The following is a 26,828-nucleotide window of genomic DNA, read 5'->3' as shown; positions in this document are numbered from 1 at the left end:
ACATCCGACTGGACTTAAAATTGAGAATTTAAATTTCTTTCGAACAAGCATAACAAATTCCAGGTCAAACCCCTGAAACTAACCAATCGAATTTCGACTACCCATAAGTGATTATTAAACAAACAGGATCCATTACCACAACGCCAAGGAATAGGTCACGATCAACCGATTCTCATCAATATCACTGGAGAAATTGCTCCGCGCACTGGCGTTCTTCCACTTCACCCCAAGGTTCTTCAACGGCCCGCTCTGGATCACGTAGCCCAACTCCGAATCCCGTTCCCACTCCTTGCCCTGAGAGGTTCGAGTACGCACGGTCACGTCATCCCCCGACAGATATCGCGTCATGAAGGTCAGCCCCGGAATGCCCAGCGCGACAAAGTTGTAGTCATAGCGTGCCTGCCACGAACGCTCATCCTGATTACCGAAATCATTGATCTGCACCAGGTTCACCAGGTAACCATCGGTGCCATTGATGTTGGCAAAACCGGTGTCGCCGCTCATGCGCTGATAACCCAACCCCAGCGAGTGACCGCTGGCGCTGTAGGTGAACATCGCGCCCAACGCCGAGTTGTCGACGTTGCTGCCGCCGTCAGCGAGGCTGCGGGCCCAGCGCAGGTCGGAGCTGAGGGTCTGGCCTTCGCTGATCGTCCATTTGTGGTTGAGGGTCAGGTAGTGCTGGCGGTAGATGCCGTCGAGTTCACCGTAGTGATAGGCGGTGTTCAGCGACGGCGTCCAGCGCCAGGTCGCCCCGGCGAAGTCGAAGCGATCGCTGGTGCTGTGGCGGCCGAGGCGGATGTTGCGCGCGACGCCGTTGTAGACCGTCAGATCCTCGTTGTCGGAAGAATTGCGCAGTTTGGTCTGGTCGAGGCGGCCGAGGTCCAGGGACAGGTTGTCGATGTCGGCGCTGTTGAGCCAGGCACCGCGAAAGGTCTGTGGCAACAGGCGCGAATCGTTGGACATCACCACCGGGATTTTCGGCAGCAGGGTCCCGGCTTTCAGGGTGCTCCTGGCCATGCGCAGCTTGCCGGTGACACCGAGTGCGCCGTACTCGTCCTCGGCGCGCCCGCCTGGCCCGCGCGCGGTGTTGAGCAGGCCGGTGCCGGTGCGATCCGGCGCGGAATCGAGCTTGATCCCCACCAGGCCAATGGCGTCGAAACCAACGCCGACCAAACCCTCGGTATAGCCCGATTCAACCCGCAGGATCAAACCCTGCGCCCACTCCTCGGCCTTGCTCTGGGCCACGCCGGACTGGCGAAAATCGCGATTGAAGTAGTAGTTGCGCAGCTCCAGGTTGCCTTTGCTGTCCTGGAACATATCGGCGCACGCCGGGTTGAGAACAGTGCTCGCTGCAATGCAGACAGCCAGACGTGAAAGCGCTGGGAAGGCGTAGTTCATGGAGGTGTTTCTCTTATTGTTGTCAGGTTCGAACACGCCCCGGACAGGCGCGTGAACATCGATCCTGAAAGCCGGGCCCTGCCCCCGACAATCGAGAAAAACACCCCGCTGCCTTGAGTTTTAATCAAGTGCGATCACATAAAACACCACCGCCCCCTGTAGGAGCGAGCCCGCTCGCGATGGTCGTGAACGATAACTAGATACACCAGACAACCCGCGTCGCCCTCCGGTTCTTCGCGAGCAAGCTTGCTCCTACACGGAACCTGCGGACACCGGGGACACCGCGAAACTATCAAATCTGCTAGTACCCAATCCCGGCTCCACCACAGATACTCAAGCTCCCAGCCCTTGAAAGCCAGGAGCGCCGCAATGTCCTCAACCACACTATTGGCAACCGACCAGCAGCGCTCCGTACTGAACACACTCAAAGCAAACCAACCGCCGCAAGCCATCGCCTATTCGCCCTACGGCCACCGCCCTGCTGCCTGTTGGTTACTCAGCTTGCTGGGTTTCAATGGCGAACTGGCAGACCCGATGACCGGGCATTATTTGTTGGGGAATGGGTATCGGGTGTTTAATTCGGTTTTGATGCGATTCAACAGTCCAGACAGTTTGAGTCCGTTTGGCGCGGGTCTGTTTAATACATACGCGTACTGCCTCGGTGATCCGGTTAACCTGAACGATCCAACGGGGCATGCCGTTGGATGGGCTTTTGTGCGCAAAAACATTCAACGCATTATCCCCCAAGACCGCCCGATTCCTATTTCCAGACCCGCGCCCGGAAACAAATATACTCGTCTCGCATACCATGGCACATCAAATGAGCAGCTACCCTCGCTATTGAATGGCCTGGACAAAAAATTCATGGGGCGTAGAGGTGCCCAAAAATTAGGTGAAGGATTTTATTCGACGGATAGCTTTGAGCAAGCAGTCAGATATGCACGCGAGGCAGCCTATACGGACAAGTCGACCCCTGTCGTCGTAAAAATCTATGTAAAAGATCTTAAAGGAATACCGATAAAAACACCGGAACAAGGTTCAGTTTTTTCAAGGGAAAATAGAATTAACCCACCGATAATAAGGGACGAGTCAGTGTATATGATCCCGCCCGAGCGATATGGAAACGTCGTGCTAATGAAATTTGAAAACCCTGCATGGGTGTCAGACTACCGCATACCCGGTCGTCGCCGGATCAAAGAAGGCGCATACGAAATCAGAAAGCGATAACTAAATTAAACATACTCAAAATATCGGTACAATTAATTTATTCGCAACATTAAAAATAATTCTGTGGACTCTGGCGTTTTCCACTTCACTCCAAGGTTCTTCAACGGCCCACTCTGGATCACATACCCCAACTCGGAATCCCGCTCCTACTCCTTACCCGCCGTCGCACGAGTGCGCACCGTAACATCATCCCCCGACAGATAACGCGTCATGTCTGCACCAGAGTCACCAGGTAACCATCGGTGCCTCCCAGACCCGACAATCGAGAAAAACACCCCACTGCCTTGAGTTTTAATCAAGTGGGTTTAGGCTCTGCTTTACGTACACTGCGCGCCGCACCTCCCATAAGAACAAGAGCCTGCCCACCATGGATCGTCTGCCACCGCTGAATGCCATCCGCGCATTCGAGTCCGTTGCCCGGCATCTGAGCATCACCCTGGCCGCCGACGAGTTGAACGTCACGCCGGGTGCGGTCAGTCGGCAGATCCGCACGCTGGAAGAATTTCTCAAGCTCGATCTTTTCGTGCGCGGCCATCGGCAGATCACCCTGACCGCTGCCGGCGAGCAGTACTTTCGCGCCGTGGCGAAAATTGTCGAAGACCTGCGCGGGGCGACGAAAAAACTCATGTCGCCGCCACGCCGCCGTCAGCTCAAGGTGCGCGCCTACACCACCTTTGCCATGCAGTGGCTGATCCCGCGGCTGGCGAGTTTCCATGCACAGAACCCGAAGATCGAAGTGCTGCTGACCGCCTCGCTGGAGCCGGTGGATTTCTACAAGGAAGACATCGACGCCGCGATCCGCCTGGGTTCCGGCGAGTGGCCCAACTGCAATTGCTACGTGCTGAGCAACAACGTGTTGGCCCCGGTGTGCAGCCCGTCGTTGCTGCAACACGGGCCCGGCCTGCAAACCCCCGCCGACATCGCCGGCTACACCATGCTGCACTCCATCGCCCGCCCCGAAGACTGGCGCTACTGGCTGGAAGCCGCCGGGGTCAGCCGTGAAGTCGATGCCCAGGCCGGCATGTCGTACCAGAGTTCGTCGATGGTCTATGCCGCTGCGGTCGGCGGCCAGGGCATCGCCATGGCGCAGCTGTTTCTGGTCAGCAAGGAGCTGCAGGACGGCAGCCTGATCCGCCCGTTCGAACAGGTGGTGGACATGGGCGTGTACACCTACTACTTGCTCACGCCAAGGCACCGCGAGGAAAGCGATGACCTGCGGATTTTCCGTGAATGGATTCTGGAACAGGCGCGCATGACCGGTGATCAGGCATGAGATTTACTCAACGCATGGCGGCGTAAAACTGCTTTGTCGGTGATTTGCCGACATGTCTAGCATGGGTCTCCAATGACAAAAAAGAGACCCGCCATGACCACGCTCGACTTCCCTTCCATCGGCTTTATCGGCCTCGGCGCCATGGGCCAGAAAATGGCCTTGCACCTGCTGGAAAACGACTTCGACCTGAGCCTGTTCGATCCCAATCCGCAGGCTCTTGCGCCGTTGCTGGCTCGCGGTGCCCGCAGCTTCGCCACGCCTCGCGAAGTGGCCGACCATGCGCAAATCGTGCTGGTTTGCGTGCCGACCCCGGACATCGTCAAGCGGGTGGTACTGGGCGCTGAAGGCGTGATCCACGGCCAACAGATCAACATCCTCGTCGACCACTCCACTACCGGGCCGAGCCTGGCCCGACGCCTGCACGCGGAGCTGGCCGAACGCGGCATCGACGCCCTCGATGCACCGCTGGCCGGCGGTGTTGCGGGGGCGCAGAGCGGCACGTTGTCGGTGATGGTCGGGGGTGATCGCGGCGCCTATGAGCGTTGTGTGCCGGTGTTTGCGGCGTTCGGCAAAAAGGTCGAGCACATCGGCACTGAACCGGGACTGGGGCAGACCTTGAAGCTGGTCAACAACATGATCGTCGCCGCCACGCTGGTCGCCACCAGTGAAGCCATGTTGTTCGGGGTCAAGGCCGGACTCGATGCGCGGCAGATGGTGGAGATGCTCAACGCCAGCACGGCGCGCAGTTTCACCAGCGAACAGATCCTGGCCGGGACGGTGATGCGGCGGGAGTTTGATTTCGGTTTTCGCCTTGATTTGATGCGCAAGGATGTGCGGCTGTTCCTGGCCGAGGCGGAAACTGCCGGGGCGCCGGCGTTTACCGGCTCGGTGGTGAAGCAGTTTTTTGATCAGGCGCTGAGCGAGGGCGACCCGGCGCGGGACATGACCCATGTGGTGGAGGTGCTGGAGCGGTTGGCCGGGGTGAAGCTGCAAGGCTGACTGGATAACACATAGAACCTGTGGGAGCGGGCAAGCCCGCTCCCACAGGTTTTGTGCCGGCCGCACTTTCATTGTTTGATTTTTTCTCAACCCACCCCCGTTTTTATCTCGTTTGTCGGCCCTGCCTTCCCTGCCCGACCATGACCTCCAGAGCTCGCCCGCGAGCCCATAACAACAGGAGGTCATCATGAGTTCTTCCACGCCCGTCTGGGCTGCCACCACGCCGCCGAAGCTGCTCGCTTCGCGCCATCGTCGCAGCGGCGAAATCTTCTTTCCTGCGGTCATTGCCGAGTCGCCCCTGAGCGCGGAATTCGACGACACCGTGCTCAACACCGAAGGCCAGGTCTACAGCTTCACCATCATGCACCCGAGCCCGAAAAGCGGCCTGCCGCCGTTCGTGCTGGCCTACGTCGACCTGCCCGGCCCGGTACGCCTGTTCGGGCGCCTCACCGGCCGCGCCGCCATCGGCGAACAATGCCGGGTGATTGCTCACGAGACCTACGGCTACATTTTCCAGTCCCTGGAGGCACGTCCATGAGCCAGATGCATGTAATGGGCGGCGCGATGACCGTCTTCGGCCGTCACCCCGGCGTCATGGCGCCTGAGCTGGCGCAACGGGCGATCCTCGATGCGGTGGCCGACGCCGGCCTGCAACTGGCGGACATCCAGGCGGTGTACTGCGCCAACGTGTTGGGCGGGATGATTCTCGGCCAGGTGATCCTGCGCGATCTGGGCCTCAAGGGCATCCCGGTCTACAACATCGAAAACGCCTGCGCCAGCGGCGCCACCGCCGTGCACCTGGCCCGCCACGCCTTGCTCGCCGGCCAGTACGAGCGAGTACTGGTGTTCGGCATCGAGCAACTCACCGCCCTCGGTGGCGGCATGATCCCGATGCAACGCAACGACCGCATGACTGATCTGTACGCCACCGCCGGCATGGTCTTGCCTGCGGTCTACGCCATGCGCGGCACCCGCTTCCTCCACGAGCGTGATGCCAAACCCGCCGACCTCGCCGCCGTGGCGGTGAAGAACCGTCGTCACGGGTCGCTGAACCCCTACGCCCAGCAACGCAGCGAAGTGACGCTGGAAGAAGTGCTGGCCTCGCGGATGATCGCCGACCCGCTGACCCTGCTGCAGTGCTGCCCGTCGCAAGTGGACGGCGCCGCCGCGCTGGTGTTGGGCAACAAGCCCGGCCCGCACGGCAAAGACGTGAAAGTGCTGGGTTCGATCATCGTCTCCGGCCTGCGCGAAGGTGGTGACGAGGACATCCTCGACGCGGAAATCACCGCCCGCGCCGCACGCCAGGCCTACGAGCAGGCCGGCGTTGCACCGAGCGATATCGGTGTGGTCGAGCTGCACGACGCCTTCACCATCGCCGAGCTGTTGTACTACGAAGCTCTGGGTCTGGCAGCGCCGGGCGAAGCCGTGGCCTTGCTGCACTCCGGCGCGACGGCCATCGGTGGCCGGGTGCCGGTCAACCCGAGCGGCGGCTTGCTGGCCAAGGGGCATCCACTGGGCGCCACGGGCGTTGCGCAGATGGTCGAGCTGTTCTGGCAACTGCAAGGCCGCGCCGGCGACCGCCAAGCGGGCACCCCGCGCCTGGGCCTGGCGCAATGCACCGGTGGCGGCATCGCCGGGGTCGACCATGCGGCGTCCGCCGTGCACATCCTCGGAGTCTGAAGCCATGAACAACTTTTCTATCGGCCAGGTCGCTGTCGTCACCGGCGCGGCCCGTGGCATTGGTCTGGCCATCGCGCAACGCCTGGCGCAACGAGGCGTGTTCGTTTACCTGCTGGACCGCGACGAGCAGGCACTGAACAACAGCGTCGACGCGCTGCAATCCGCAGATCTGAACGTCGTCGGCATCGCGCTCGACCTCACCGAAGGTGAAGCGGTGAACGCCGCTTTCGCGCAGATACGCGAGGCGCACAATCGCCTGGATTTTCTGGTGAACAACGCCGGCGTGGTGCGCGACAAACGCTTCCTCACCATGACCGAACAGGACTGGGACCTGGTGGTGGACACCAACCTGCGGGCGCAATTCTTGTGCTGCAAGGCTGCCTTGCCCCTGATGCTGGACAACGCCTTCGGACGCATCGTCAACATGTCGTCCCGGGCCTGGCTCGGTGGTTTCGGCCAGGCCAACTATTCGGCGGCCAAGGGCGGCGTGGTCAGCCTGACCCGCAGCCTGGCCATCGAATTCGCCGCCAAAGGCATCACCGTCAACGCCATCGCCCCGGGTATCGTCGACACGCCGCTGTTCCAGAGTTTCGCCCCCGACGTGCAGGCCAGGCTCAAGGACACCGTGCCGGTGAAACGCATCGGCACGCCGGACGACATCGCCAACGCCGTGGAATTTTTCCTCGCCCCGGCCAGCAGCTACGTTACCGGACAAATCCTCTACGTGTGCGGCGGACGCAGCCTGTCCTCGGCCAGTGTGTGAGGGCCATGCCATGACCGTCACTTTCGAAACCTTCGGTGCCGTCGCGCTGATCACCCTCGACCGGCCGCAGGCGCTCAACGCCCTGGATCTGGACTCGCTCCACGCCCTGCGCGGCCATTTGCTGGAGGTGCGCGACCGTCGTGACCTGCGCGCCGCCGTGATCACCGGCAGTGGCGAGCGGGCGTTCTGCGTCGGCGCCGATCTGAAGAGCACCCGCGACTCGAAGGCCTCCTACGCCGAGGCGCTGTTTCTCGCCAATGAGTCGGCGGCGGACGCCGGGCTGTATATCCGGCTGATGGACCTCACCGATCTGGACCTGCACAAACCCTTGATCGCGGCGATCAACGGCCATTGCCTCGGCGGCGGGCTGGAGCTGGCGCTGCAATGCGACCTGCGCATCGCCAGCGACAGCGCCACCTTCGGCTTGCCGGAAGCGGTGGTTGGCTCGATTCCGGCGGTCAGCGGCCTGCATCGCTTAATGCGCGCGGTGCCCCCGGCCCACGCCCTGCAAATGACCCTGACCGGTGCGCGCATCGACGCTGCGCGTGCCGAGTCCATCGGTTTGATTTCCGAACGCCTGGACAGTCGTGAAGCCCTGCTGCAACGCGCGCTGGAACTGGCGCAATTGATTGCCCGGCAAGCACCGCTGGCAATCCAGGCCCTGCAAACCCTGGCACGCAGCACCGCGCACCTGAGCGACCGCGAGGCCCAGCGCCTGACCGAGCTCTACTGGGGCGTGCTGCGCGACACCGAAGACCGCATCGAAGGCCGCCAGGCATTTGCCGAGAAACGCACGCCGCATTACACGGGCCGCTAAAAGCCCGAGGAGGCGAACATGTTACGCAACGCACTGGACGGTCTGACCGTCCTGGACTTCACCCAGATCGCCGCCGGTCCCACGGCCACCATGCTGATGGCCGACATGGGCGCCAAAGTGATCAAGGTCGAACCCCACGAAGGCGAGCTGGGCCGCACCCTCGGCCCGGCCTGGGTCGGCGAGGACAGCGCGCTGTACCACGGATTCAATCGCGGCAAACTGGGCCTGAGCCTGGACCTCAAACACCCGGACAGCGTGGCGGTGATCAAGCGCCTGGTGTTGCAGGCCGATGTGTTGATCGAAAGCATGCGCCCCGGAGTCATGGCCCGACTCGGCCTGGGCTACGAGGCCTTGGCCGAGCTGAAACCGGACCTGATCTACTGTTCGATTTCCGCCTACGGACAGCAAGGGCCCTATGCGGATCGGGCCGGGGTCGACGGTATTTTGCAGGCCGACTCCGGGCTGATGAGCCTGATCGGCACGCCGGGTTCGGCACCGTCCAAGGTGCAGGCGCCAGTGGTCGACGTGGTCACCGGCTACATGGCCTGCATGGCGGTGTTGGCCAAACTGCACGCCCGAAACAACGACGGTCTCGGCGGCCACCTCGATGTCAGCCTGATGAACTCGGCGCTGGCGCTGCAACAAGCGTCGCTGGCCAGCTTTCTCTGCGACGGCAAACTGCCGACCCGCATCGGCAGCGCCGCGCCCTACTCCGCGCCCAACGAAGCCTTTGAAGCGGCGGACGGCTGGCTGATGGTCGCCGCCTACAACGGCAATCGCTGGCCGACGCTGTGCGGCGTACTCGGGCATCCGGAATGGATCGACGACCCGCGTTTCGCCAGTTCCGCGCAACGGGTGGTGCATCGCCAAGCCATGGGCGCGGCGCTGACCGACGTCTTCCGCACCCAACCCGTCGCCCACTGGCTGCAGGTGCTGCGCGAGGCCGACATCCTTTGCTCGAAGGTCAGCGACTACAACGATGTACTGGCTCATCCGCAGATCGCCAGCAACGGCATGCTGATCGACCTGCATCATCCGCAGCATGGTGTGGTGCGGGTGCCGGGGTTTCCGATCAACAGCCTGGAGGCGGCGCAAACCCCTTATGCACCGGCGCCGGACAAGGGTGAGCATTCGTGTGAGGTATTGCGCGGATTTGCGTTTGCCGAAGAAGAGATAGAAGCGTTGCTCGCGTCCGATGCCATGCGTTGTCCGGAGCAAACCTTGGCCTGAGCGGACACCACCTGACCTGTAGGAGCGAGCTTGCTCGCGAAGGTCGTGAACGATAACGCTCGACGCCAGATACCCAGTGGTGCTCTCGGGTTTTTCGCGAACGAGCTCGCTCCTACAGAGAATCGGGTGCATCCGCAAAAGACAGCGGTTTGGTGCTTTACTGAATGGATTCCAAACCCCAGCGAGCCTGCCGCCATGAACCGCAACGACCTGCGCCGCGTGGACATGAACCTGTTGGTGATTTTCGAAACCCTGATGTTCGAGAAGAACCTGACCCGGGCCGGGGAGAAGTTGTTCCTCGGCCAGCCGGCCGTGAGTGCGGCGCTGGCGCGGTTGCGGGATTTGTTCGATGACCCGCTGCTGGTGCGCAACGGCCGGGTGCTGGAACCAACGCAGCGGGCGCTGATGATTCTCAAGGAATTGCAGCCAGCGATGGACACCATTTCCGGCGCGGTCAGCCGGGCCAAGGATTTCGACCCGTCCACCAGCCGCGATGTGTTTCGCATCGGTTTGTCCGACGATGCCGAATTCGGCCTGTTCCCGCCCTTGCTCAAGCAACTGCGCGAAGAGGCGCAGAACGTGGTGATCGTGGTGCGTCGCGTGAATTTCCTGCTGATGTCACCGATGCTGGCTTCCGGGGAAATTTCCGTGGGGATCAGCTACACCACTGAATTGCCGGCCAACGCCAAGCGCAAGAAGCTGCGGGACTTGAGCGTGAAGATCCTGCGCGGCGATAACCGGCCCGGCACCCTGACCCTGGACGAATATTGCGAACGCCCCCACGCGCTGGTGTCGTTTTCCGGGGATTTGACCGGGGCCATCGACACCGATCTGGCCCGCATCGGCCGGTCGCGTCGGGTGGTGCTGGCGGTGCCGCAATTTGCCGGCCTGCGCGACTTGCTCGCCGGCACCGATATGCTCGCCACCGTACCGGATTACGCGGCCTGCGCGCTGGTCAGAGGCAGCAGTCAGTTACGCGCCGATGACGCGCCGTTCGAGATCAACCTGTCCGAACTGTCCATGGTCTGGAACGGCGTCAACGATAACGATCCGGCAGAACGTTGGTTGCGCTCGCGAATTGCGGAGCACATGTCGGCTCCACTGCCGGGGCATTGAGCGAATTGAAATTCGGGTCGGTTTCGCGCATGTAGATCGGCAAGTCCGTCATGGGCGGCATGGCCGGGATTTCGAAGTACATCTGGATGATCCAGCCCCGGTGATAGCTGGCGTGATTGACCACGTGCATCAGCATCGCGCCGGCGCTCATGGTGCCGCTCTCGCCGGAAATGAAGGTAAACCGTACGGGTCTGTCCAGCGAGGCATCGGTTTGCCGTGCGCTCCAGTCGCAGTACCAATGGTCAACGTCCTGTTGTGCCTGGCGCAGGGCCGATAATTCGGGGTACACAACATCGTGAGAAGTGGTGAAACCGTGCCCTCGGCCTTCGAGGTGGGCTTGCCAGAGACAGTCCACCACATAGATGTGGTTGAGTGTGCCGATCATGTTCTTGAAGATCCCGGCGCGTTCCTTTTTGACTTCGCCCGGTGGCAATTGCGCCATATTGTCGAAGAGGCGCTGGTTGGCCCATTGTTTGTAATCGGCGAGCAGGCGGGCAGTGCGTACGTTGATCATCAGATATCTCCGATGGCGATAAGCGCATCTTCCAAGGATAGCGCTATCCACGCGCCACTGCGCGGGTGCTGATTATCGGTCATCCCCCCAAAAAAACTGTACCTATACCTGTGGGGGGTTATGCAAGCTGCTTGATTACGCGCTCGGCCAGCGCCAGGCAACTGGTCAGGCCCGGGGATTCGATGCCGAACAGATTGACCAACCCCGGCAGCCCATGTTCGCTCGGGCCGCTGATTCGAAAGTCGGCGGCGGGTTCGTTTGGCTCGCTGATTTTCGGGCGGATGCCGCTATAGGCCGGTTGCAGGCTGTGATCCGGCAGGCCCGGCCAGTAACGGCGGATCGCTTGGTAGAAGCCGTCGGCCCGGGCTGGATCCACGCGGTAATCGACAGTGTCGACCCATTCCACGTCCGGCCCGAAACGCGCCTGGCCGCCCAGGTCGAGCGTCATGTGCACACCCAACCCGGCGCTTTCCGGCGCCGGGTACACCAGATGACGGAACGGTGCCCGGCCGCTGAAACTGAAATAGCTGCCCTTGCACAATCGCGCCGGCGGAATGTGCTGCGCTGACAGACCCGTGATGCGGCTCGCCACCTCGGGCGCGGACAGCCCCGCGCAATTGATCAATTCGCGACAGCTCAAGGTCATGGGCTCGGCGCCACCCATTTGCAACTCGAAACCTTGCTCAGTACAACGGGCCGACAGCAACGGCGTATGGAAGACCAGCGACGCACCGTGGGCCTCGGCATCGCCCTGCAACGCCAGCATCAGCCCATGGGAATCGACGATCCCGGTGGACGGCGACCACAGCGCGGCGACACAAGACAACGCCGGTTCAAGCGCTCGCGCCTGTCCGGCGTCCAGCCATTGCAGGTCATCGACGCCATTGCGCCGCCCCTGTTCCAGCAATCGTTGCAGGGCAGCGTGCTGCGTTTCATCGGTGGCGACGATCAACTTGCCGAGGCGCTGATAGCTGACGCTGCGCTCCTCGCAAAAGTTGTAGAGGCGTTGCTTGCCCTCCACGCACAACCGCGCCTTGAGGCTGCCTTCGGGGTAGTAGATGCCGGCGTGGATCACTTCGGAATTGCGCGAACTGATGCCCGTGCCGATACCTTCACCGGACTCGACCAGAATCACCTCGCGCCCGCTCATGGCCAGAACCCTGGCCACCGCCAGCCCGACCACCCCGGCGCCGACCACCACGCTGTCGATATCGACGCTCATCTGCGACTTACCCCAATCAAAGCAATTTCCCCATCAAACCAGTCCCCGCTCCCGGTAATCAATCAGGCTGGAGAATATCGCCAGCAGCATGGCCATGACCACGAAGAAGATCAGCACCAGGAAATACGAACCCGTGAACTGCACGATCAAACCGATCAGGATCGGCACGATCACCCCGGCCATGTTGCCGCAGAAGTTCATGGTGCCGGCCAGCACACCGGTTTTCGAAGTGCCGCCGAGGATCGATGGAATGCACCAGTACATGCCGCACCAGCGAATGAAAAACATCGCCACGCACAGCAGGCCGATGGCCTGGCTCGCCTCGGAAGCGTAAGCCGTCCCGAGCATGCACAGCGCCGCCACCAGTGCCGAACCGCTGAACATGCTGCGCATCACCAGGTTCGGCGAGGCGCCGCTGGATTTCCATTTATCCCCCAGGTAACCGCCGACCAGTTCGCCGACGAAGCCGCACATGAAGATCAGGAAGGTCGCGCCGCCCATGCCCGAAATGTTCAGGCCGTGGGTCTGGTGCAAGTAGCTGGGCATCCAGGTCAGCAGGCCGTAGAACACGCTGAGGATGCAGCAATAACCGGCGAACATCGCCAGCACCGAACGGTCCTTGAGCAGTTCCTTGAAGGGGATGCTGGTCACCGCGCCGGGCTGGCTGGCCGTGGCGTTGCCCGCAGTGATGTGCGCCAGTTCTGCAGCGTTCACCCCTGGATGCTCGCTGGGATGGTTGCGGATGTATTTCCACGCCAGCACCCCGGCGAGCATGGTGCCGACGCCGGCAATCACGAAGGCGATGCGCCACGAGTCGAACCAGCCGATCAGCCCGGCAATGATGATCGCGCCGAAGGCACTGCCCAGTGGCGCACCGCCGTCCACCAGCACCGCGCCGCGTCCGCGTTCGTTGGGGGTCAGCCAGGCGCCGTTGAGCTTGGCGCCGGCGGGCATGATCGGCGACTCGGCAACGCCCAGGCCCATGCGGGTAATCATCAGGGTGATCCAGTTGTGCGCGCCGGCGGCCAGGGCCTGGAACGCCCCCCAGGCCACGGTCGCGACGACGATTACCCGGCGGGTGTGGAAGCGATCCAGCAGCATGCCGCCTGGGATCTGCATCAAGGCGTAGGACCAGAAAAACGCGCTGAGCATCAGGCCTTCAAGGGCCGGGGGGATCTGGAATTCGCTGGAGATCAATGGCAACGCCACCGACAGCGAGGCGCGGTCGATGTAGTTGATCGCGGTCAGCAGCAACATGATGAGGAAGATTCGCCAGCGGACATTGGTGGGACGCATCGTTGCGGTCGCGGCTGGCAATACCAGGCTTTCGGCACTCGGATTGTTCATGTGGGGGCTCTTATTGTTGTGGAAACAAGCGGCCCCACTCTAATCAGGCCTCCGGGGGCTGAATAATGATGGGATCTGATTGGGGGATCACTGATTGTCATCCCCTGGAAATGCCTGAAAGATTTGTGTTGGATTCAAGGGCCTCTTCGCGGGCAAGTCGAAGAGGCCAGATGAATCAACACCCAACCGGCAGACTGGTCAGAAGGTCCCCGGATAGCTGCCACCATCGAGCAACAGGTTCTGCCCGGTGAGGAAGCCGGACTGCGCACCGCAGATGAACGCGCAATACGCACCAAACTCATCAGGCTGGCCAAAGCGCTGGGCCGGGACGTGCTTGCGCCGCTGCTCGGCGATGCTTTCAACGCTGGTGCCATTGGCTTGGGCGGCGGCGTCGAGGGTCTTGTGCAGGCGCTCGGTCTCGAACGGCCCCGGCAACAGGTTGTTGACAGTGACGTTGTTCCCCGCCAACCGCGCCTGACGCGCCAGCCCGGCAATGAAGCCGGTGAGGCCGCTGCGGGCGCCGTTGGACAGGCCGAGTACATCGATCGGCGCCTTCACCGCGCCGGAAGTGATGTTGACGATGCGCCCGAAACCGCGCTCGGACATGCCATCGACGCAGGCCTTGATCAGCTCGATGGGCGTGAGCATGTTGGCGTCCAGCGCCTTGAGCCAGTCTTCGCGCTGCCAGTCGCGGAAGTCCCCGGGTGGCGGACCGCCGGCGTTGTTGACCAGGATGTCCACCTGCGGACACGCCGCCAGCACCTGGGCGCGCACCGCAGGTTCACTGATGTCCCCGGCCACGGTGCGCACCTCGATGGTCGGCGCCAATTGGCGCAACTCCACGGCGGCCGCCTGCAGCGTTTCGTCGCCACGGGCATTGATCACCAGGTTCACACCCTCCTTCGCCAAGGCCCGCGCACAAGCCAGGCCCAAGCCCTTGCTGGCGGCGCAGACAATCGCCCACCGCCCCGAAATACCCAAATCCATGACCACGCTCCTGACTGTTGGAAGCGCTCACGTTACCACTGCCTACCCGCTGTCCGGGGGATGACAAAGGGTGATCGCTTGATCAGGCCTTTTCATTATCGGCCGCGCGCGACGCTAATTACTGTTCCGGGACGAACAAGACCAAGAACCGGAGTAACCGATGAACCCCTTCCAGTTTTACTTTCCCACGACCTTGAAAAGCGGCAACGGCCTGGTGCGCCAGGCCGGTACGCTGCTCAAACCGCATGTTCGAAAAAAACTGCTGGTGGTCACCGACCAAGGGCTGATGGCGTCGGGCGTGATGGCACCTTTTTTTGCTTCGCTGGCTGACAGCGAGATTGCCTACGAAGTGTTTGACGGCGTCGAACCCAACCCTACGACCGACGTGCTGGAACGCGCCGTGGCGTTCCTGAAAAACCACGATTGCGATTCGGTGATCGGTGTCGGTGGCGGCAGCAGCATCGACACCGCCAAGGGTGTCGCGGCCATGGCCACCAACCCCGGCAACATCCTCGACTACGAGGGCTATGACAAACTGCTGAACCCGCCGCTGCCGATCTTCGCCATCCCGACCACCTCGGGCACCGGCAGCGAATGCACCGCGTCCACGGTGTTCACCAACACCAAGACCCTGTTCAAGACCGTGATCATCAGCCCGGCACTGTTTCCGAAACTGGCGATTCTCGACGCCGAACTCACCCTCAAGCTGCCGCCATCCATCACCGCCGCCACCGGCATGGACGCCCTGACCCACGCCATCGAGTCCTACGTTTCCAAGCAGGCCAACCCGATCAGCCAAGCCCTGGCCCTGCAAGCGATCAAGATGATCTGCACCTACCTGCCGAAAGCGTTTTTCACAGGCTCCGACCTGCACGCCCGGGAGCAGATGCTGCTCGCCTCGTTCCTCGCCGGTGTCGCCTTCGCACAATCGAAACTGGGCAACGTACATGCGATCTCCCACACCTTCGGCGGCGTGTTCAACATCCCCCATGGCATCGCCAACGCGACGCTGCTGCCCTACGTCATCGAATACAACCTGCCGGCCTGCCCTGAACTGTTCCGCGAGATTGCCGTGGCAATGGGCGAGAACGTGGACGGCCTGAGCGCTGCCAATGCTGGGCGCAAAGTGGTGGAACACGTGATGGCGCTGAACAAAGCCATCGGCATCCCTGACAACATCAAGGACCTGGGCGTGGACCTGGACTACATGCCGCAAATGGTCAGCGACTCGATGCGCAGCGGCAACGTGCTGGTCAACCCTCGCCTGACCACCGCCGCCGACGTCGAGCGAATCATCGGCAACGCCTTCCACGGCACTCATTCCTGAAGAGAACCCTCCTGAAGAGAAGCCTCCCATGTTCTACGAAATGCGCACCTACACGATCCAGATCGGAAAAATGCAGACCTACCTCAAGCACTTCGAAGAAAACGGCCTGCCGGTGATCTCTCGCTACACCACGCTGGTGGGCTGGTGGTACACCGAAATCGGCGAGTTGAACCAGGTGATCCACATCTGGGCCTACGAGAGCCTGGACGAGCGCATCAAGAAACGCGCCGCCCTGTACCAAGACCCGGATTGGCTCGAAGGCTTCGTGCCGATCGCGTTCCCGATGCTGGAAAAAATGGAATCGAAGTTGCTGATGCCGGCGGCGTTTTCGCCGATCAAATAATTCCGCAATCAGCACAAATCCCTGTGGGAGCGAGCCTGCTCGCGAAAGCGGTGTGCCAGGTTCATCAATGGTGACTGACACGCCCTCTTCGCGAGCAGGCTCGCTCCCACAGGGACCGAGTCAGACGCTCAAACCAAGGACAGATCCCATGTGCGACCACAATAACAACACCGCCGACCGCTCTCCCGACATCAAGGCCTTGCTCGAAGGCCTGCCCACCAACTGGGGCAAATGGGGACCTGAGGATGAAGTCGGCGCCCTGAACTACCTGCAAAGCGCGGAAATCCTGCGGGGTATCGCCGCAGTGCGCCAGGGCAAGACCTTCACCCTGCAAGTGCAGATCGGCCACCCCAAGGGCGAACCCTTGTGGCCCGGTCGACGACCGTCGATGCGGGTCAACGTGCTGGACAAGGGCCACTTCCTGGCCGGCAAGTCGCACTTTGACGGTCATGTGGAATATGCCGACGACGTGATCTTCATGCACCTGCAAGGCTCGACCCAATACGACGCGCTGGGCCATGTCTGGCACGACAACAAACTGTGGAACGGCTACGACGCCATGAGCACCATCGGCAGCATGGACAAGGCCAGCATCCTGCCGATTGCCGAGCGCGGCATCGTCGGCCGTGCGGTGTTGATCGACATGGCCCGCCATCGCGGCAAAACGGTGCTGGACAAGGGCGAGACCTTCAATCACCACGACCTGCTGGCCGCCGCCAAAGCCCAAGGCATCGAGATCCACAAGCGCGACATACTGATCATCCGCACCGGCTGGATCGGCTCGTTCTATGAGCGCGAGCCGGATGAGTTCTACAAGGATTTCGCCGAGCCTGGCCTGACCTTCAGCCGCGAACTGGTGGAGTGGTTTCACCAGATGGAGATCCCCAACCTGGTCACCGACACCATGGCCAACGAAGTGGCGGTCGACCCCGCTTCGGGCGTGTTGATCCCGCTGCACAACGCCTTGATGCGCAACCTCGGCGTGACCTTCACCGAAGTGGCGATGCTCGATGACCTGGCCAACGACTGCGCCGAAGACGGTCAGTGGCAGTTCCTTTACACCGCCGCGCCGCTGAAGATCGTCGGTGGCACGGGCGCACCGGTGAACCCGATCGTCATCAAGTAACCATCAACCGTTGCAGTTCGTCGATCAGCAGGGTCGCTGCCGGAGGCAAGTCGGTGCTGGCCCGGCTGATCGCGCCGTAGGGCTCGACCAGCGCGCGCATCGACAAGGGCAGTGTCACCAGCAAATCGAACTGCGCACAGAAGCCGGCGACTTCCGCCGGGATCACCGCCAGCAAAGTTGGGTCCTGCTGCACCAGCAGAATGGTGGTGAAAATCGACGAGGTCTCCAGCGGATAACGCGGAATATCCAGCCCTGCCTCCTCCAGTTCGCGCTCCAGGGCCTGGCGCATCGGCATGTCTTTGGGGTAGACCACCCAGCGATAATCGCTCAATTGCGCCAACTGCAACGAGGTGGCACCGGCCAGTGGATGGTCCTTGCTGGCCACCACCGCCAAAGGTTCTTCGCTCAACTCGATGCAGGCATAGGCGTCCGAACGCTGGCCGACACTGGTGCGACAAATGGCCAGGTCCAGCCGTCCCTGATCCAGCAACCCAAGCAGGTTGGCGCTGGTGTTTTCCACCACTTCGATGGCCAGTTGCGGTTGCTTGAGGCGCAGTTCGGTCAAGGCCCGGGTGAGCAACGGCACCGCGCCCATGATCACCCCCACCGACAGCCGCCCACCCTGCCCGCGCAGGATGCTCAGCATGTCCTCGCGCAAGTGTTCGACGTCGCTGTAGATCAGCCGCGCATAACGGATCATGCAACGCCCCATCTCGTTGGCCACCAGGCCCTGTGGCTGACGCTCGAACAGCGGCATGCCGAGCAGCGACTCGACTTCATGCAGCGCCTTGGTAGCGCCGGACTGAGAGATGGAAATCTGCTCGGCCGCCTTGTGCAGCGAGCCGCGTTCATCCAGCGCAATCAGCAAGCGCAGTTGTTTGAGGCGCAGGCGTGCGGCGATGCTGCCCAGCGAGGGAAACCGGGTGGTCTGGTTCAAAGTGCGTATCCGTCAAAACCCGCGGCGGCAAAGGCCGGCGCGGGTGGGTTATAAACTTGGCGTTGGGTATCAGCGAATCGCCACCGGGTTGATGTTGACCTGGGTCGAGCCCTTGTACAGCGGCTGCCCGAGCACGAACATGAAAGTCCAAGCCTTGTCCCGCACCAGAGCGCGGCTGTCGATCAGTTCAAGATTGTAGATGCCGTTCCTGGCCAGCATGAACTGGTTGACCGGGAACTCCTGGTCGTCGGTGCCGGGGTAGATTTCCGAGGCCCAGGTATCGCCACCGAACGCGACGATCTGCTTGTCCGCCAACCATTTGGCCGCCGCCATGCCGATGCCCGGCTCCACCGCGAGGAACTTCTCGTTGTCCTTGCCCAGCAGTTCCAGCCAACCGGTGTTGAACAGCACCACGTCACCTTTCTCGATGGTGATGCCTTGCAGGTCCAGCGCCTTCTGGATGTCGGCGACCGTGAACTCGGTTTTCTCCGGCACGATGGCGCTGCCGTACACCGCAGTCATGTCCAGCACCACACCACGGGTGACAATTGGCGGGACTTTTTCGATGCCGAGTTTTTGCACCCCTTCCACGGTGACGAAGTCCGCCGCGCGATTACCGTTGTAGTAGACGTTGTCGATACCGATGTGGCCGATACCGTTGAGCTGGGTGCCGACACCGGTCCAGCCCACCACCAGTTCATCGTTGAAGGTGAATTTGTTCGGTCCCATGGTGGTGCCGCCCGCTTCGCCGGGCTGGACGTTGGTCAGGTGAAAACTGCGATGACGGAAGGCCGGCAGATTCTTGTCGATGGGCACCGCCAGCGGGTAGGTCTTGCCGGTCTTGATCAGTTTGGCGGCGTTGAGCACCGAATCGGCATTGAGCAGGTTCAACGCACCGATTTCATCCTGGGCACCGTATTTCGACGGGTACCATTTTTCGCCCTCGGCGGCGTGGGCGGCATTAACGGAGAACAACAGGGCAAAAGGCAGTACCAAGCGATTGAGCATGTGGGGGTCCTTGTCTGGTTTCAGTGAACCCAAGGTACCCAGCCCTTTTGTGCGGAAACAGACAGCTATGAACAATACAATTGTTCTCAATACTCACGAGTGCAAAACCACCCTCCCTGTAGGAGCAGCCGGTCGACGCTCGATTGCTCGCGCTGGTCGTTAACGATGACGCGTTTCTACTGAATGAACGCGCCGGACCTTGAGACCATTGCGAGCAAGCTCGCTTCTACAGTGGGTCTGTCTAGAAGGATGCCAGAGGGTCACCGGCCGCCAGCGCGTCGGCGCGGTTCGCCGCTGGCGGATAGATCCACTGGGTATTGATCATGCGCTTGCGTTCCTTGCCTTCGTCATGGGTCAACACCACCTGACGGTCCCAGCCCTCGGTGTACACCGCACCCCACTCGCCCAGGTCGAGGCAGGTGGCGTAGAAGGGTTGACGGTACGGCAGGGTCGGCACGCCCAGCAGATCGGCGGCCACGTTGTACCCGCCAAAGCGCCCCATGATGATCGCGTGCTGACAGGACATCAGCGCGTAATGACCTTGATCATCGGTCAACGCCCTGGCCACGTCGCCGGCGGCAAACACGTGATCGGTGCCGATCACGCGCAAGTCGTCGGTCACTTCGGCGCGTCCCAGGCGGTCGAGCTGCGATGACACTTGCGAGGTCAGGCCACTGGCCACCAGCCCACCGGTCCAGATCACGGTCAGTGCATCGATGCGCTGACCGTTGGCGGTCTGCACGCCATCGGCATCAATGGCAACCACCCCGGAACCGACCTGAAACTCGATGCCCATCTGCTCCAGCGCTTCGATGATCAACGGTCGTGGATTCGCCCCCAGATCCGGTCCGATGTCATCGGCGCGTTCGACCACGACGACCCTGAACGGGACATTTGGCCCGAGGATCTTGCGCAGTTTTTCCGGCAGTTCGGTGGCCACTTCCAACCCGGTGAAACCACCACCCACCACCACGACCGTATTGCGCTCCGGCGAATCCGGCAGCTGGCGCAACCCGACCAGGTGCTCCTCCAGTTCCACTGCATCGGCCAGTTGATCCGTGGCGAAAGCGTATTCGGCCAACCCTGGCACCGGCGGGCGATTGAGTATGCTGCCGCTGGTCAGCAACAGGCGGTCATAGTCCAGTTTGATGTCGCGACCGTCAGCGCTCCGGGCACGTACCTGACGGGCGGATGTGTCGATGCGTTCAACTTCGGCACCGACGAACTTGACGCCCACCGCTTCCAGCACAGGGGACAAGGGCGCAGTCATTTCATGGGGTGAGGGTTCATACAGGCGCGGGCGAATGACCAGTTCCGGTCGCGGGGAAACCAGGGTCACGTCGACATCGGCGTCCTTGCCATAGATGTCGAGTACGCGCGCCGCGCCGAGGGCGCTCCAGACGCCGGCAAAACCGGCGCCCACTATCACTATGTTCTTGGCCATGATCTCTACCTTCGTTCAAGTTATCGAGGCAGACAGCGAACAAATATCCTACAACCAGGCACTGCTGACAGGGCTAGACTTCGTCGGGCCAACTGACATAAAACCCTGAAATCCTGACAGCCGATCAACAGCCATCACGTTTATACCGTTTGCGAATTATCATTATTCCAACTCGCTTAAACAGAAGCTTATGAACGCAATCCCCAGCCCCTTCGAATCACCCGCCATTCCCGTTGGACAGCCGCGCCTGATCGTCTTCCTCGCCTACCCGGATATGGGCCTGCTGGACCTGACCGGGGCGCAGACTGTGTTCTGGGCGGCTTCCCGGTACATGAACAGTCGCGGCTTGCCGGGCTACACGCTGCACACGGCCAGCCTTGCCGGCGGCTTGATGGCAACCGCGGAAGGCCTGGCGGTGAACACTGTGCCGCTGAGCGACTTCGCCGAAGATTCCATCGACACGCTGATCGCTCCCGGCGCACCGAATATTCTCCACGCCATGAATAAATCGCTGGACCTTGTCGCATGGCTGGCCGGGGCATCGGGTAAAGCCAAGCGCACCGCGTCGGTGTGCAGCGGCACGTTCCTGCTGGCCGAGGCCGGATTGCTCGAGGGGCGCCGCGCCGCCACCCACTGGGCGATGTGCGAGATGCTCAAGGAGCGCTACCCGTCGATCGAAGTCGACAACGATGCGATCTTCGTCAAGCAGGGGCCGGTCTGGACATCCGCCGGCGTCAGCGCCGGTATCGACTTGGCGCTGGCGCTGGTCGAAGAAGATTGCGGGCGTGAAGTGGCGTTGCAAGTGGCGCGGGAAATGGTGGTGTTCCTCAAGCGCCCCGGCGGCCAGGCCCAGTACAGTCAACTGCTGCAATCGCAAACCAGCGAAGGTGCCACCTTCGACGACCTGCACCTGTGGATCACACAAAACCTGGCCGGGGAAAACCTCACGGTCGAGGCCCTGGCCCAACAGGTTCAAATGAGCCCGCGCAACTTCGCCCGGGTCTACAAGCTCAAGACCGGCCGCACCCCGGCCAAGGCCGTGGAAGTACTGCGGGTCGAAGCCGCCCGGCGTTTGCTGGAAGATTCGGAGCGCAACATCGATCAAATCTCCCGGCAGTGCGGCTTTGGTGATGAAGAGCGCATGCGCCTGACGTTCCAGCGCAATCTGGGGGTTTCGCCACGGGAATATCGCAACCGGTTTTCGCGGTGAATTGGCTGAAGATCAACCCGCTCCCACAAGGCACGACGAATCCGGACGGAACTCTCGAGGGCCGCCGCGCATCCTAAAATATGAGGCACTTCCTTTTTGCAGCACACTTTCAGAGGACACCATCATGCGCCGTCTGATTATCGTTTCTTCCCTGCTGTTGTGTTTACCCGTCGGTTCCGCGATGGCCGATGTGGATGCGGGCGACGTCGCCACCTCGGCCGGCGTATCCGCTTCGCTGTACTCGACCTTCAAGGATGACAAACTGATGATTCCCGCCCGGGATGACGCCTCCAGCTTTGTGGCCAGTGGCGGTACGATTCGCGGCGTGTATCTGGAATCGGTACTCAATCAGCTCCGGCAGAATCATCCAGACCTCAATAACGCAAGCGACGAAGACCTGGCCCGCGCCATCCTCGTCCAGGATGGTCAATAAAACACGTCAATCCCAGCGGTGGGGCTTGTGACACCTGGGTAGCGTGCCTGGCCCTGCCTTGCTTGAAATTCAAGATTTTCCAGATCAACGAGCCCAGCCGGCCACCAGCTGCGCACTGATGCTGACGCCGCCACACACCACAATCACCACGTCGTGAGCTTCGGCGATCGCCGGGTGGTCCAGGTAGGCGATGGCCAGCGAGACTCCGCAGGCGGGCTCGACCAGCTGGCGCAAATCACTGGCGTAACGCACCACCCCCATAATCGCCTCTTCATCGCTGAGTACCACGCATTCGTGGGCAAAATCGACGATGTGCTGCACGGGCCATGCGGCCACCAACGTTGCACCGAGCGACCTGGCGACCGTATCGATCCGGGGAAATTTGACCGGGTGTCCGGCACTGACAGCGGCGGCGAATGACGCTGCCCCCTCGGTTTCACAAGCGATGATCCGGCAATCCATGCGCTTGTGCCGGATCAGGCCGGTGAGTATTCCCGCCAGCAATCCACCACCCCCCACCGAGGTCACCAGCGCATCGACCTGCGGACAATCCTCGAGAATTTCATCGATCATCGTGCTGTGTCCTTCCCACAGTACCGGGTGATCGAAGGCCGGCACGAATTCAGTGTCCGCGCCTTTTGCCAGCTCCTTGGCCCGCAGATTGGCCTCGTCCCAGACCTTGCCATGAACAAGCACGTCGGCGCCGGTTTTCTTGATCCTGGCGCGGGTGGATTCAGGGGTCGTGTGCGGCACCACAATGCAGGCTTTCATGCCCAGGCGGGCAGCGGCCACGGCGGTGGCAAACCCGGCGTTACCGCCAGAAGGACAGATCACCTTGCGCTTGCCCTGCGCTGCCGCCTGGCTGCACAAAAGGCCTATGCCGCGCAGCTTGAAGGAGCCACTGGGTTGCAGGTTTTCCAGTTTGAGCCAGATTCGGCGGGACGGCGTCGACAGGTCTGGATGCAGGATCAAGGGCGTTCTGATGTGAAGCATTTTCGGCTCCTGTTGCACGCCACAGGCCCGTCGGGTTTTCCGAGGGGCAGCGGTGAACGGTCCTTGTTCAAGCTTAGTTCACCCAGTCCCGGCACCCCTGCCTATTGAGGTGTCGCCGCATCGCCGCGAAGGCATCCGCAAGAACACCATCGATCTAACGGTAACGCGGCGCCGCCGTGGAGTTGCCGAACAAACCGGACAGCACCTGGCGCTGTGCCTCGTATTGATCCCACTGCCTACCATCATGCAAACCCGGAATGGTCACCACCTCACCACTGGCCAACCCCACCAACGCGGCATCAACCATCTCTGTGGCGGACATCACGATTTCCTGCGGCAGGTTTTCCACCGGATTCCCGGCCTCGCTCCAGAAATCGGTGGCGGTGGCGCCCGGCAGCACGGCCTGGATGCGCACGCCTTTATCGGCCAGTTCGTGGTGCATCGACTGGCTCAAGGCCAGAACGAACGCCTTGGTCCCGCCGTACACGCCGTTGAGGATTTCCGGGGCGATGGCGACAATCGAGGCAATGTTGATCACAGTACCGTTGCCACGGGCGACGAAACCCGGTGCCACGGCGTAGGCCAGGCGCGTCAGCGCTGTAATGTTGAGGGTGATCATGTCTTCCATGTCATCGACAGGGCTGCCCAGCAGCGGCATGACCGCGCCGACTCCGGCGTTGTTGACCAGCAGGGTGATGCTGGCATCGCCGCGCAGGATCTGTTCGACCCGCAGCAAATCAGCCTTGTCTTTCAAGTCGGCGGCAACCACTTCCACATTGCGACCGGTTTCGTCGCTCAAGCGGTTGGCCAGGGCATTGAGTTTCGCCTGGCTGCGCGCCACCAGAATCAGGTCGTAGCCCTGGCGGGCGAGTCGGTCGGCATACACCGCGCCGATGCCTGACGAGGCGCCAGTGATCAGTGCGGTTCCTTTGGTTGAGAGAGCCATGTTCAATGTCCTTCAGGGTGAGGCGAGATATTCGCCGGGTGTGAGTTGTTATAAATAAGCTCGTGCGCGTCGCAAATGACGTTTAAAGTACGCTTTTCGGACATTGCCGTTTGAGGGCATCGCAATGATCAGCGTGGCGTTTGTGGTTTTCGAGGGTTTCCAGTCCATGGCGCTGGCGGCCATGCCGGTGTTCGAATACGCCAACTTCAGCGCTGGCGAAGCCCTGTATGACGTGCGCGTACTGTCCGAGGATGGTCGCACCCTGCGCGCCTCTGGCGGATTGACGGTCGGCACCGAGGCATTCGATGAGCGGCTGATCGATACGGTGATCGTAGTCGGCGGCGATGCCATCCTCGAACAGGCGCCCGAAGCGGTCATCGATTACTTGCGCGCCAGTATCAAAACCGCGCGACGCACGGCGTCGATCTGCTCAGGCGCCTTTGTCATGGCCCAGGCCGGTCTGCTCGACGGTCGGCGCGCCACCACGCACTGGGCCTATGCGCGGCAACTGCAGGAACGTTTTCCGTCGATCAAGGTGGAAGCCGACCGCATCTACGTGATCGACGGTTCGATCTGGACGTCCGCCGGGATGACCGCCGGTATCGACCTGGCGCTGGCCATGGTGGAAAAAGACCACGGCGCCGAACTGGCCCGCTCGGTGGCGCAGAAACTGGTGATGTACCACCGCCGTGCCGGTGGCCAGTCGCAACACTCGGCGCTGCTGGAACTGGCGCCGAAATCCGACCGCATCCAGACCGTACTCGGCTATGCCCGGGAACATCTGGCCCAGACACTGTCGGTGGAGCAACTGGCGGACGTGGCGCGCCTCAGCCCGCGTCAGTTCAGCCGTGCCTTCCGCGCTGAAACCGGGCAATCGCCGGCCAAGGCCATCGAAAACCTGCGCCTGGAAGCGGCGCGACAGATGCTGGAACGCGGGCGCCTGACCCTCGACCAGATCGCCCTGGAAACCGGCTTTACCGACCGCCGCCGCATGCGCGAAGCCTTCCTGCGGGCGTTCGGGCAACCGCCGCAGGTGATTCGACGCAATGCCCGCTCGGAGCTTGCTCTGTGAGCGAGCGGTTATGAGGCGTATTGCGTACGGAGTTGGCGCTTGATTCCCAGGATTTACTGAAACAACACAATTCCCTGTGGGATTGATGTCGCTTAGGAGTTTTGCAAACGAACAAAACCGTCAGCGTCCACCTTCACGCCAACCAGGTCATAACTCGCCAATGTCGCATGCCCCGTCTCCATCGGCTGATCATGGGTCGCCGTGACAATCACCAAATCCGCCCCGGCCGCTTGTGCCGCGAGTATGCCCACCGTCGCGTCTTCGAACACCAGGCAATCCGTTATCTCGACATCCAGCCGCCGGGCAGCCAGCCGATAACCGGCCGGATCAGGCTTGCCGACGCTGACGTCCTCGGCGGTGATCATCACGTCCGGCTCGGGAATTCCCGCGGCGGCCATGCGGCGTAATGCCAGCGTCCTGGGTGCCGAGGTGACGATGGCCCATTGATGGGCCGGCAGTGACCGGAGAAACCGCGCCGCCCCGTTCACCTCTGCAACCCCTTCGACATCCTCGATTTCCGCTGCGGTGATCCACGCGGCTTCAGCCTCGGCATCGACACCGGGCAAGGCCAGGCGCTGGATGGTATCGATGGCGCGGGCACCGTGGATGGTGGGCAGGAAGGTCTCGACATCGACACCGTGGCGCACGGCCCAGTGTGTCCAGACGCGCTCGGCGGCGGCAATCGAGGTAAGGATGGTGCCGTCCATGTCGAACAGGAAGGCACGGTACGGGAGGTTGTAGACGGAGTCTGGAGTAGACAAAAGGGTCCTTCCTGTCTCAAGGAGATGGCAGATGTCTTGAGGAATGTACACGATCATTCATGTACGGCGTGAGTTGAACGCACCATCCACGCAATCGAGCAACTGCCCCAGGGCCCAGGGTTTCTTGATGAACGAGACGTCGTGCCGCACACCGGAGCTTTGCGGGGTTTCGTAGCCGGACATGATCATGATCGGTTTGTCCGGCCAGCGATCGCCGAACAGGTTGGCCAGGTCTGCGCCGTTGAGGGTGCCGGGCATGGTGATGTCCGTCAGCAACAATCCGACGCCCTCCGCATGACGCTGCAAGTACACCGATGCGGCGTCCGCACTGGTCTGCGGTTCCACCACATAGCCTTCTTCCTGAAGAATTTCACAGAGAAATTCCAGAATCAGCGGGTCGTCCTCAACCACCAGAATCAACCCGCCATGAAGGTCTCCACCTGCAGTCGGTACTCGACTCATGACCTTGCCGCTCCCTGTATGCCTCAACGATTTCGCGGGCTCTAATCCGCTACCTACAGGTATGAGCAGCGGCGTCGACGGAAATTCATTTTTGATACAGGGAAACGACGAAATCAGGGGGCATGACTCAAGGTCATGCCGTTGCACAGCAAAAAACTGCGGGAGCAAGCTCGCTCCCGCAGGAATTGTGGTG

Annotated in this window: 26 protein-coding genes and 2 pseudogenes; 15 read left to right on the top strand and 13 right to left on the bottom strand. The window is 61.6% G+C overall.

The window, feature by feature from the left end; genetic code table 11:
* Positions 1-132: 132 nt before the first annotated feature.
* Positions 133-1,398, bottom strand: a complete 1,266-nt coding sequence (locus FFS64_RS19965; protein WP_137806840.1) for an OprD family porin — start codon at positions 1,396-1,398, stop codon at positions 133-135.
* A gap of 309 nt (positions 1,399-1,707) precedes the next feature.
* On the opposite strand from FFS64_RS19965, the pseudogene FFS64_RS32235 reads away from it, so the two are divergent.
* Positions 1,708-2,100, top strand: a pseudogene (locus tag FFS64_RS32235) (RHS repeat-associated core domain-containing protein); the annotation flags it as partial.
* A gap of 557 nt (positions 2,101-2,657) precedes the next feature.
* Here FFS64_RS32235 and FFS64_RS31750 read toward each other — a convergent pair.
* Positions 2,658-2,837, bottom strand: a pseudogene (locus tag FFS64_RS31750) (OprD family outer membrane porin); the annotation flags it as partial.
* Positions 2,838-2,992: 155 nt separating this feature from the next.
* Between FFS64_RS31750 and gcvA the strand changes: the two are divergent.
* From gcvA to FFS64_RS19915, 8 genes are all read left to right on the top strand, one after another.
* Positions 2,993-3,898: a transcriptional regulator GcvA gene (gcvA, locus tag FFS64_RS19950; protein ID WP_137806838.1), complete on the top strand. Its 906-nt coding sequence runs from the start codon at positions 2,993-2,995 to the stop codon at positions 3,896-3,898.
* Positions 3,899-3,991: 93 nt separating this feature from the next.
* A complete protein-coding gene (locus FFS64_RS19945; protein WP_137806837.1) occupies positions 3,992-4,897 on the top strand; it encodes an NAD(P)-dependent oxidoreductase in 906 nt (301 codons plus the stop codon).
* A 187-nt stretch (positions 4,898-5,084) separates the two neighbouring features.
* Entirely contained in the window at positions 5,085-5,435 is a 351-nt protein-coding gene (locus FFS64_RS19940; RefSeq protein WP_137806836.1) for a Zn-ribbon domain-containing OB-fold protein, read from the top strand.
* Positions 5,432-6,577 (top strand): thiolase family protein, encoded by a 1,146-nt coding sequence (locus FFS64_RS19935; protein ID WP_137806835.1) that lies wholly within the window; start codon positions 5,432-5,434, stop codon positions 6,575-6,577. The genes FFS64_RS19940 and FFS64_RS19935 overlap by 4 nt, the downstream gene beginning before the upstream one ends.
* Positions 6,578-6,581: 4 nt before the next feature.
* Positions 6,582-7,340, top strand: coding sequence for an SDR family NAD(P)-dependent oxidoreductase (locus FFS64_RS19930; protein WP_137806834.1), 759 nt, complete (start codon positions 6,582-6,584; stop codon positions 7,338-7,340).
* A 10-nt stretch (positions 7,341-7,350) separates the two neighbouring features.
* Entirely contained in the window at positions 7,351-8,157 is an 807-nt protein-coding gene (locus tag FFS64_RS19925; RefSeq protein WP_137806833.1) for an enoyl-CoA hydratase/isomerase family protein, read from the top strand.
* A gap of 18 nt (positions 8,158-8,175) precedes the next feature.
* Positions 8,176-9,387: a CaiB/BaiF CoA-transferase family protein gene (locus tag FFS64_RS19920; RefSeq protein ID WP_137806832.1), complete on the top strand. Its 1,212-nt coding sequence runs from the start codon at positions 8,176-8,178 to the stop codon at positions 9,385-9,387.
* A gap of 195 nt (positions 9,388-9,582) precedes the next feature.
* Positions 9,583-10,503 carry a LysR substrate-binding domain-containing protein gene (locus tag FFS64_RS19915; protein WP_137806831.1) on the top strand — a complete coding sequence of 307 codons (921 nt, stop codon included), beginning with the start codon at positions 9,583-9,585 and terminating at the stop codon, positions 10,501-10,503.
* Here the strand turns inward: FFS64_RS19915 and FFS64_RS19910 are convergent.
* The 4 genes from FFS64_RS19910 to FFS64_RS19895 form a co-directional block, all read right to left on the bottom strand.
* Positions 10,424-11,017 (bottom strand): DinB family protein, encoded by a 594-nt coding sequence (locus tag FFS64_RS19910; protein ID WP_137806830.1) that lies wholly within the window; start codon positions 11,015-11,017, stop codon positions 10,424-10,426. The two genes, FFS64_RS19915 and FFS64_RS19910, sit on opposite strands and share 80 nt — an antisense overlap.
* Positions 11,018-11,135: 118 nt before the next feature.
* Positions 11,136-12,239, bottom strand: a complete 1,104-nt coding sequence (locus FFS64_RS19905) for an NAD(P)/FAD-dependent oxidoreductase (protein ID WP_137806829.1) — start codon at positions 12,237-12,239, stop codon at positions 11,136-11,138.
* A 33-nt stretch (positions 12,240-12,272) separates the two neighbouring features.
* Positions 12,273-13,586: an MFS transporter gene (locus FFS64_RS19900; protein ID WP_137806828.1), complete on the bottom strand. Its 1,314-nt coding sequence runs from the start codon at positions 13,584-13,586 to the stop codon at positions 12,273-12,275.
* 198 nt (positions 13,587-13,784) lie between these two features.
* The gene (locus tag FFS64_RS19895) at positions 13,785-14,573 is read right to left on the bottom strand and encodes an SDR family oxidoreductase (protein WP_137806827.1); all 789 of its coding nucleotides are present in this window, start codon (positions 14,571-14,573) and stop codon (positions 13,785-13,787) included.
* Positions 14,574-14,733: 160 nt separating this feature from the next.
* Here FFS64_RS19895 and FFS64_RS19890 point away from each other — a divergent pair, with 160 nt between their 5' ends.
* The 3 genes from FFS64_RS19890 to FFS64_RS19880 all read left to right on the top strand — a co-directional run bounded on the left by FFS64_RS19890 (position 14,734) and on the right by FFS64_RS19880 (position 17,369).
* The gene (locus FFS64_RS19890; RefSeq protein WP_137806826.1) at positions 14,734-15,900 is read left to right on the top strand and encodes an iron-containing alcohol dehydrogenase; all 1,167 of its coding nucleotides are present in this window, start codon (positions 14,734-14,736) and stop codon (positions 15,898-15,900) included.
* A 28-nt stretch (positions 15,901-15,928) separates the two neighbouring features.
* Positions 15,929-16,243, top strand: a complete 315-nt coding sequence (locus FFS64_RS19885) for an NIPSNAP family protein (RefSeq protein WP_095192554.1) — start codon at positions 15,929-15,931, stop codon at positions 16,241-16,243.
* A gap of 148 nt (positions 16,244-16,391) precedes the next feature.
* Positions 16,392-17,369 carry a cyclase family protein gene (locus FFS64_RS19880; protein ID WP_137806825.1) on the top strand — a complete coding sequence of 326 codons (978 nt, stop codon included), beginning with the start codon at positions 16,392-16,394 and terminating at the stop codon, positions 17,367-17,369.
* Here FFS64_RS19880 and FFS64_RS19875 read toward each other — a convergent pair.
* The 3 genes from FFS64_RS19875 to FFS64_RS19865 all read right to left on the bottom strand — a co-directional run bounded on the left by FFS64_RS19875 (position 17,362) and on the right by FFS64_RS19865 (position 20,758).
* A complete protein-coding gene (locus FFS64_RS19875) occupies positions 17,362-18,306 on the bottom strand; it encodes a LysR family transcriptional regulator (RefSeq protein WP_137806824.1) in 945 nt (314 codons plus the stop codon). The genes FFS64_RS19880 and FFS64_RS19875 overlap by 8 nt on opposite strands.
* Before the next feature lie 69 nt (positions 18,307-18,375).
* Positions 18,376-19,314 carry a cyclase family protein gene (locus tag FFS64_RS19870; RefSeq protein WP_137806823.1) on the bottom strand — a complete coding sequence of 313 codons (939 nt, stop codon included), beginning with the start codon at positions 19,312-19,314 and terminating at the stop codon, positions 18,376-18,378.
* A gap of 241 nt (positions 19,315-19,555) precedes the next feature.
* A complete protein-coding gene (locus FFS64_RS19865) occupies positions 19,556-20,758 on the bottom strand; it encodes an NAD(P)/FAD-dependent oxidoreductase (RefSeq protein WP_137806822.1) in 1,203 nt (400 codons plus the stop codon).
* Positions 20,759-20,948: 190 nt separating this feature from the next.
* On the opposite strand from FFS64_RS19865, the gene FFS64_RS19860 reads away from it, so the two are divergent.
* Together FFS64_RS19860 and FFS64_RS19855 are read left to right on the top strand one after the other, a co-directional pair.
* Positions 20,949-21,968 carry a GlxA family transcriptional regulator gene (locus tag FFS64_RS19860; protein ID WP_137806821.1) on the top strand — a complete coding sequence of 340 codons (1,020 nt, stop codon included), beginning with the start codon at positions 20,949-20,951 and terminating at the stop codon, positions 21,966-21,968.
* Between the two features lie 124 nt (positions 21,969-22,092).
* Positions 22,093-22,401 (top strand): DUF2388 domain-containing protein, encoded by a 309-nt coding sequence (locus FFS64_RS19855; RefSeq protein ID WP_137806820.1) that lies wholly within the window; start codon positions 22,093-22,095, stop codon positions 22,399-22,401.
* 84 nt (positions 22,402-22,485) lie between these two features.
* Here FFS64_RS19855 and FFS64_RS19850 read toward each other — a convergent pair whose 3' ends face one another.
* Positions 22,486-23,394: a pyridoxal-phosphate dependent enzyme gene (locus FFS64_RS19850; protein WP_137806819.1), complete on the bottom strand. Its 909-nt coding sequence runs from the start codon at positions 23,392-23,394 to the stop codon at positions 22,486-22,488.
* Between the two features lie 154 nt (positions 23,395-23,548).
* Entirely contained in the window at positions 23,549-24,340 is a 792-nt protein-coding gene (locus FFS64_RS19845) for an SDR family oxidoreductase (protein ID WP_137806818.1), read from the bottom strand.
* Between the two features lie 124 nt (positions 24,341-24,464).
* On the opposite strand from FFS64_RS19845, the gene FFS64_RS19840 reads away from it, so the two are divergent.
* Entirely contained in the window at positions 24,465-25,412 is a 948-nt protein-coding gene (locus FFS64_RS19840; protein ID WP_137806817.1) for a GlxA family transcriptional regulator, read from the top strand.
* 92 nt (positions 25,413-25,504) lie between these two features.
* Here the strand turns inward: FFS64_RS19840 and FFS64_RS19835 are convergent, their stop codons facing one another.
* Positions 25,505-26,173 carry an HAD family hydrolase gene (locus FFS64_RS19835; protein ID WP_256660495.1) on the bottom strand — a complete coding sequence of 223 codons (669 nt, stop codon included), beginning with the start codon at positions 26,171-26,173 and terminating at the stop codon, positions 25,505-25,507.
* Positions 26,174-26,230: 57 nt separating this feature from the next.
* Positions 26,231-26,635, bottom strand: a complete 405-nt coding sequence (locus FFS64_RS19830; protein ID WP_137806815.1) for a response regulator — start codon at positions 26,633-26,635, stop codon at positions 26,231-26,233.
* Positions 26,636-26,828: the final 193 nt, after the last annotated feature.

The sequence above is a fragment of the Pseudomonas sp. G(2018) genome (assembly GCF_005502415.1).
Lineage (GTDB): Bacteria > Pseudomonadota > Gammaproteobacteria > Pseudomonadales > Pseudomonadaceae > Aquipseudomonas.
This window is presented reverse-complemented; position numbering and strand designations above follow the sequence as displayed.

Excerpts from the sequence above, each read along its gene's own strand:
- FFS64_RS19965 (WP_137806840.1), bottom strand. The coding sequence starts at position 1,398 with ATGAACTACGCCTTCCCAGCGCTTTCACGTCTGGCTGTCTGCATTGCA.
- gcvA (WP_137806838.1), top strand. The coding sequence starts at position 2,993 with ATGGATCGTCTGCCACCGCTGAATGCCATCCGCGCATTCGAGTCCGTT.
- FFS64_RS19945 (WP_137806837.1), top strand. The coding sequence starts at position 3,992 with ATGACCACGCTCGACTTCCCTTCCATCGGCTTTATCGGCCTCGGCGCC.
- FFS64_RS19940 (WP_137806836.1), top strand. The coding sequence starts at position 5,085 with ATGAGTTCTTCCACGCCCGTCTGGGCTGCCACCACGCCGCCGAAGCTG.
- FFS64_RS19935 (WP_137806835.1), top strand. The coding sequence starts at position 5,432 with ATGAGCCAGATGCATGTAATGGGCGGCGCGATGACCGTCTTCGGCCGT.
- FFS64_RS19930 (WP_137806834.1), top strand. The coding sequence starts at position 6,582 with ATGAACAACTTTTCTATCGGCCAGGTCGCTGTCGTCACCGGCGCGGCC.
- FFS64_RS19925 (WP_137806833.1), top strand. The coding sequence starts at position 7,351 with ATGACCGTCACTTTCGAAACCTTCGGTGCCGTCGCGCTGATCACCCTC.
- FFS64_RS19920 (WP_137806832.1), top strand. The coding sequence starts at position 8,176 with ATGTTACGCAACGCACTGGACGGTCTGACCGTCCTGGACTTCACCCAG.
- FFS64_RS19915 (WP_137806831.1), top strand. The coding sequence starts at position 9,583 with ATGAACCGCAACGACCTGCGCCGCGTGGACATGAACCTGTTGGTGATT.
- FFS64_RS19910 (WP_137806830.1), bottom strand. The coding sequence starts at position 11,017 with ATGATCAACGTACGCACTGCCCGCCTGCTCGCCGATTACAAACAATGG.
- FFS64_RS19905 (WP_137806829.1), bottom strand. The coding sequence starts at position 12,239 with ATGAGCGTCGATATCGACAGCGTGGTGGTCGGCGCCGGGGTGGTCGGG.
- FFS64_RS19900 (WP_137806828.1), bottom strand. The coding sequence starts at position 13,586 with ATGAACAATCCGAGTGCCGAAAGCCTGGTATTGCCAGCCGCGACCGCA.
- FFS64_RS19895 (WP_137806827.1), bottom strand. The coding sequence starts at position 14,573 with ATGGATTTGGGTATTTCGGGGCGGTGGGCGATTGTCTGCGCCGCCAGC.
- FFS64_RS19890 (WP_137806826.1), top strand. The coding sequence starts at position 14,734 with ATGAACCCCTTCCAGTTTTACTTTCCCACGACCTTGAAAAGCGGCAAC.
- FFS64_RS19885 (WP_095192554.1), top strand. The coding sequence starts at position 15,929 with ATGTTCTACGAAATGCGCACCTACACGATCCAGATCGGAAAAATGCAG.
- FFS64_RS19880 (WP_137806825.1), top strand. The coding sequence starts at position 16,392 with ATGTGCGACCACAATAACAACACCGCCGACCGCTCTCCCGACATCAAG.
- FFS64_RS19870 (WP_137806823.1), bottom strand. The coding sequence starts at position 19,314 with ATGCTCAATCGCTTGGTACTGCCTTTTGCCCTGTTGTTCTCCGTTAAT.
- FFS64_RS19865 (WP_137806822.1), bottom strand. The coding sequence starts at position 20,758 with ATGGCCAAGAACATAGTGATAGTGGGCGCCGGTTTTGCCGGCGTCTGG.
- FFS64_RS19860 (WP_137806821.1), top strand. The coding sequence starts at position 20,949 with ATGAACGCAATCCCCAGCCCCTTCGAATCACCCGCCATTCCCGTTGGA.
- FFS64_RS19855 (WP_137806820.1), top strand. The coding sequence starts at position 22,093 with ATGCGCCGTCTGATTATCGTTTCTTCCCTGCTGTTGTGTTTACCCGTC.
- FFS64_RS19850 (WP_137806819.1), bottom strand. The coding sequence starts at position 23,394 with ATGCTTCACATCAGAACGCCCTTGATCCTGCATCCAGACCTGTCGACG.
- FFS64_RS19845 (WP_137806818.1), bottom strand. The coding sequence starts at position 24,340 with ATGGCTCTCTCAACCAAAGGAACCGCACTGATCACTGGCGCCTCGTCA.
- FFS64_RS19840 (WP_137806817.1), top strand. The coding sequence starts at position 24,465 with ATGATCAGCGTGGCGTTTGTGGTTTTCGAGGGTTTCCAGTCCATGGCG.
- FFS64_RS19830 (WP_137806815.1), bottom strand. The coding sequence starts at position 26,635 with ATGAGTCGAGTACCGACTGCAGGTGGAGACCTTCATGGCGGGTTGATT.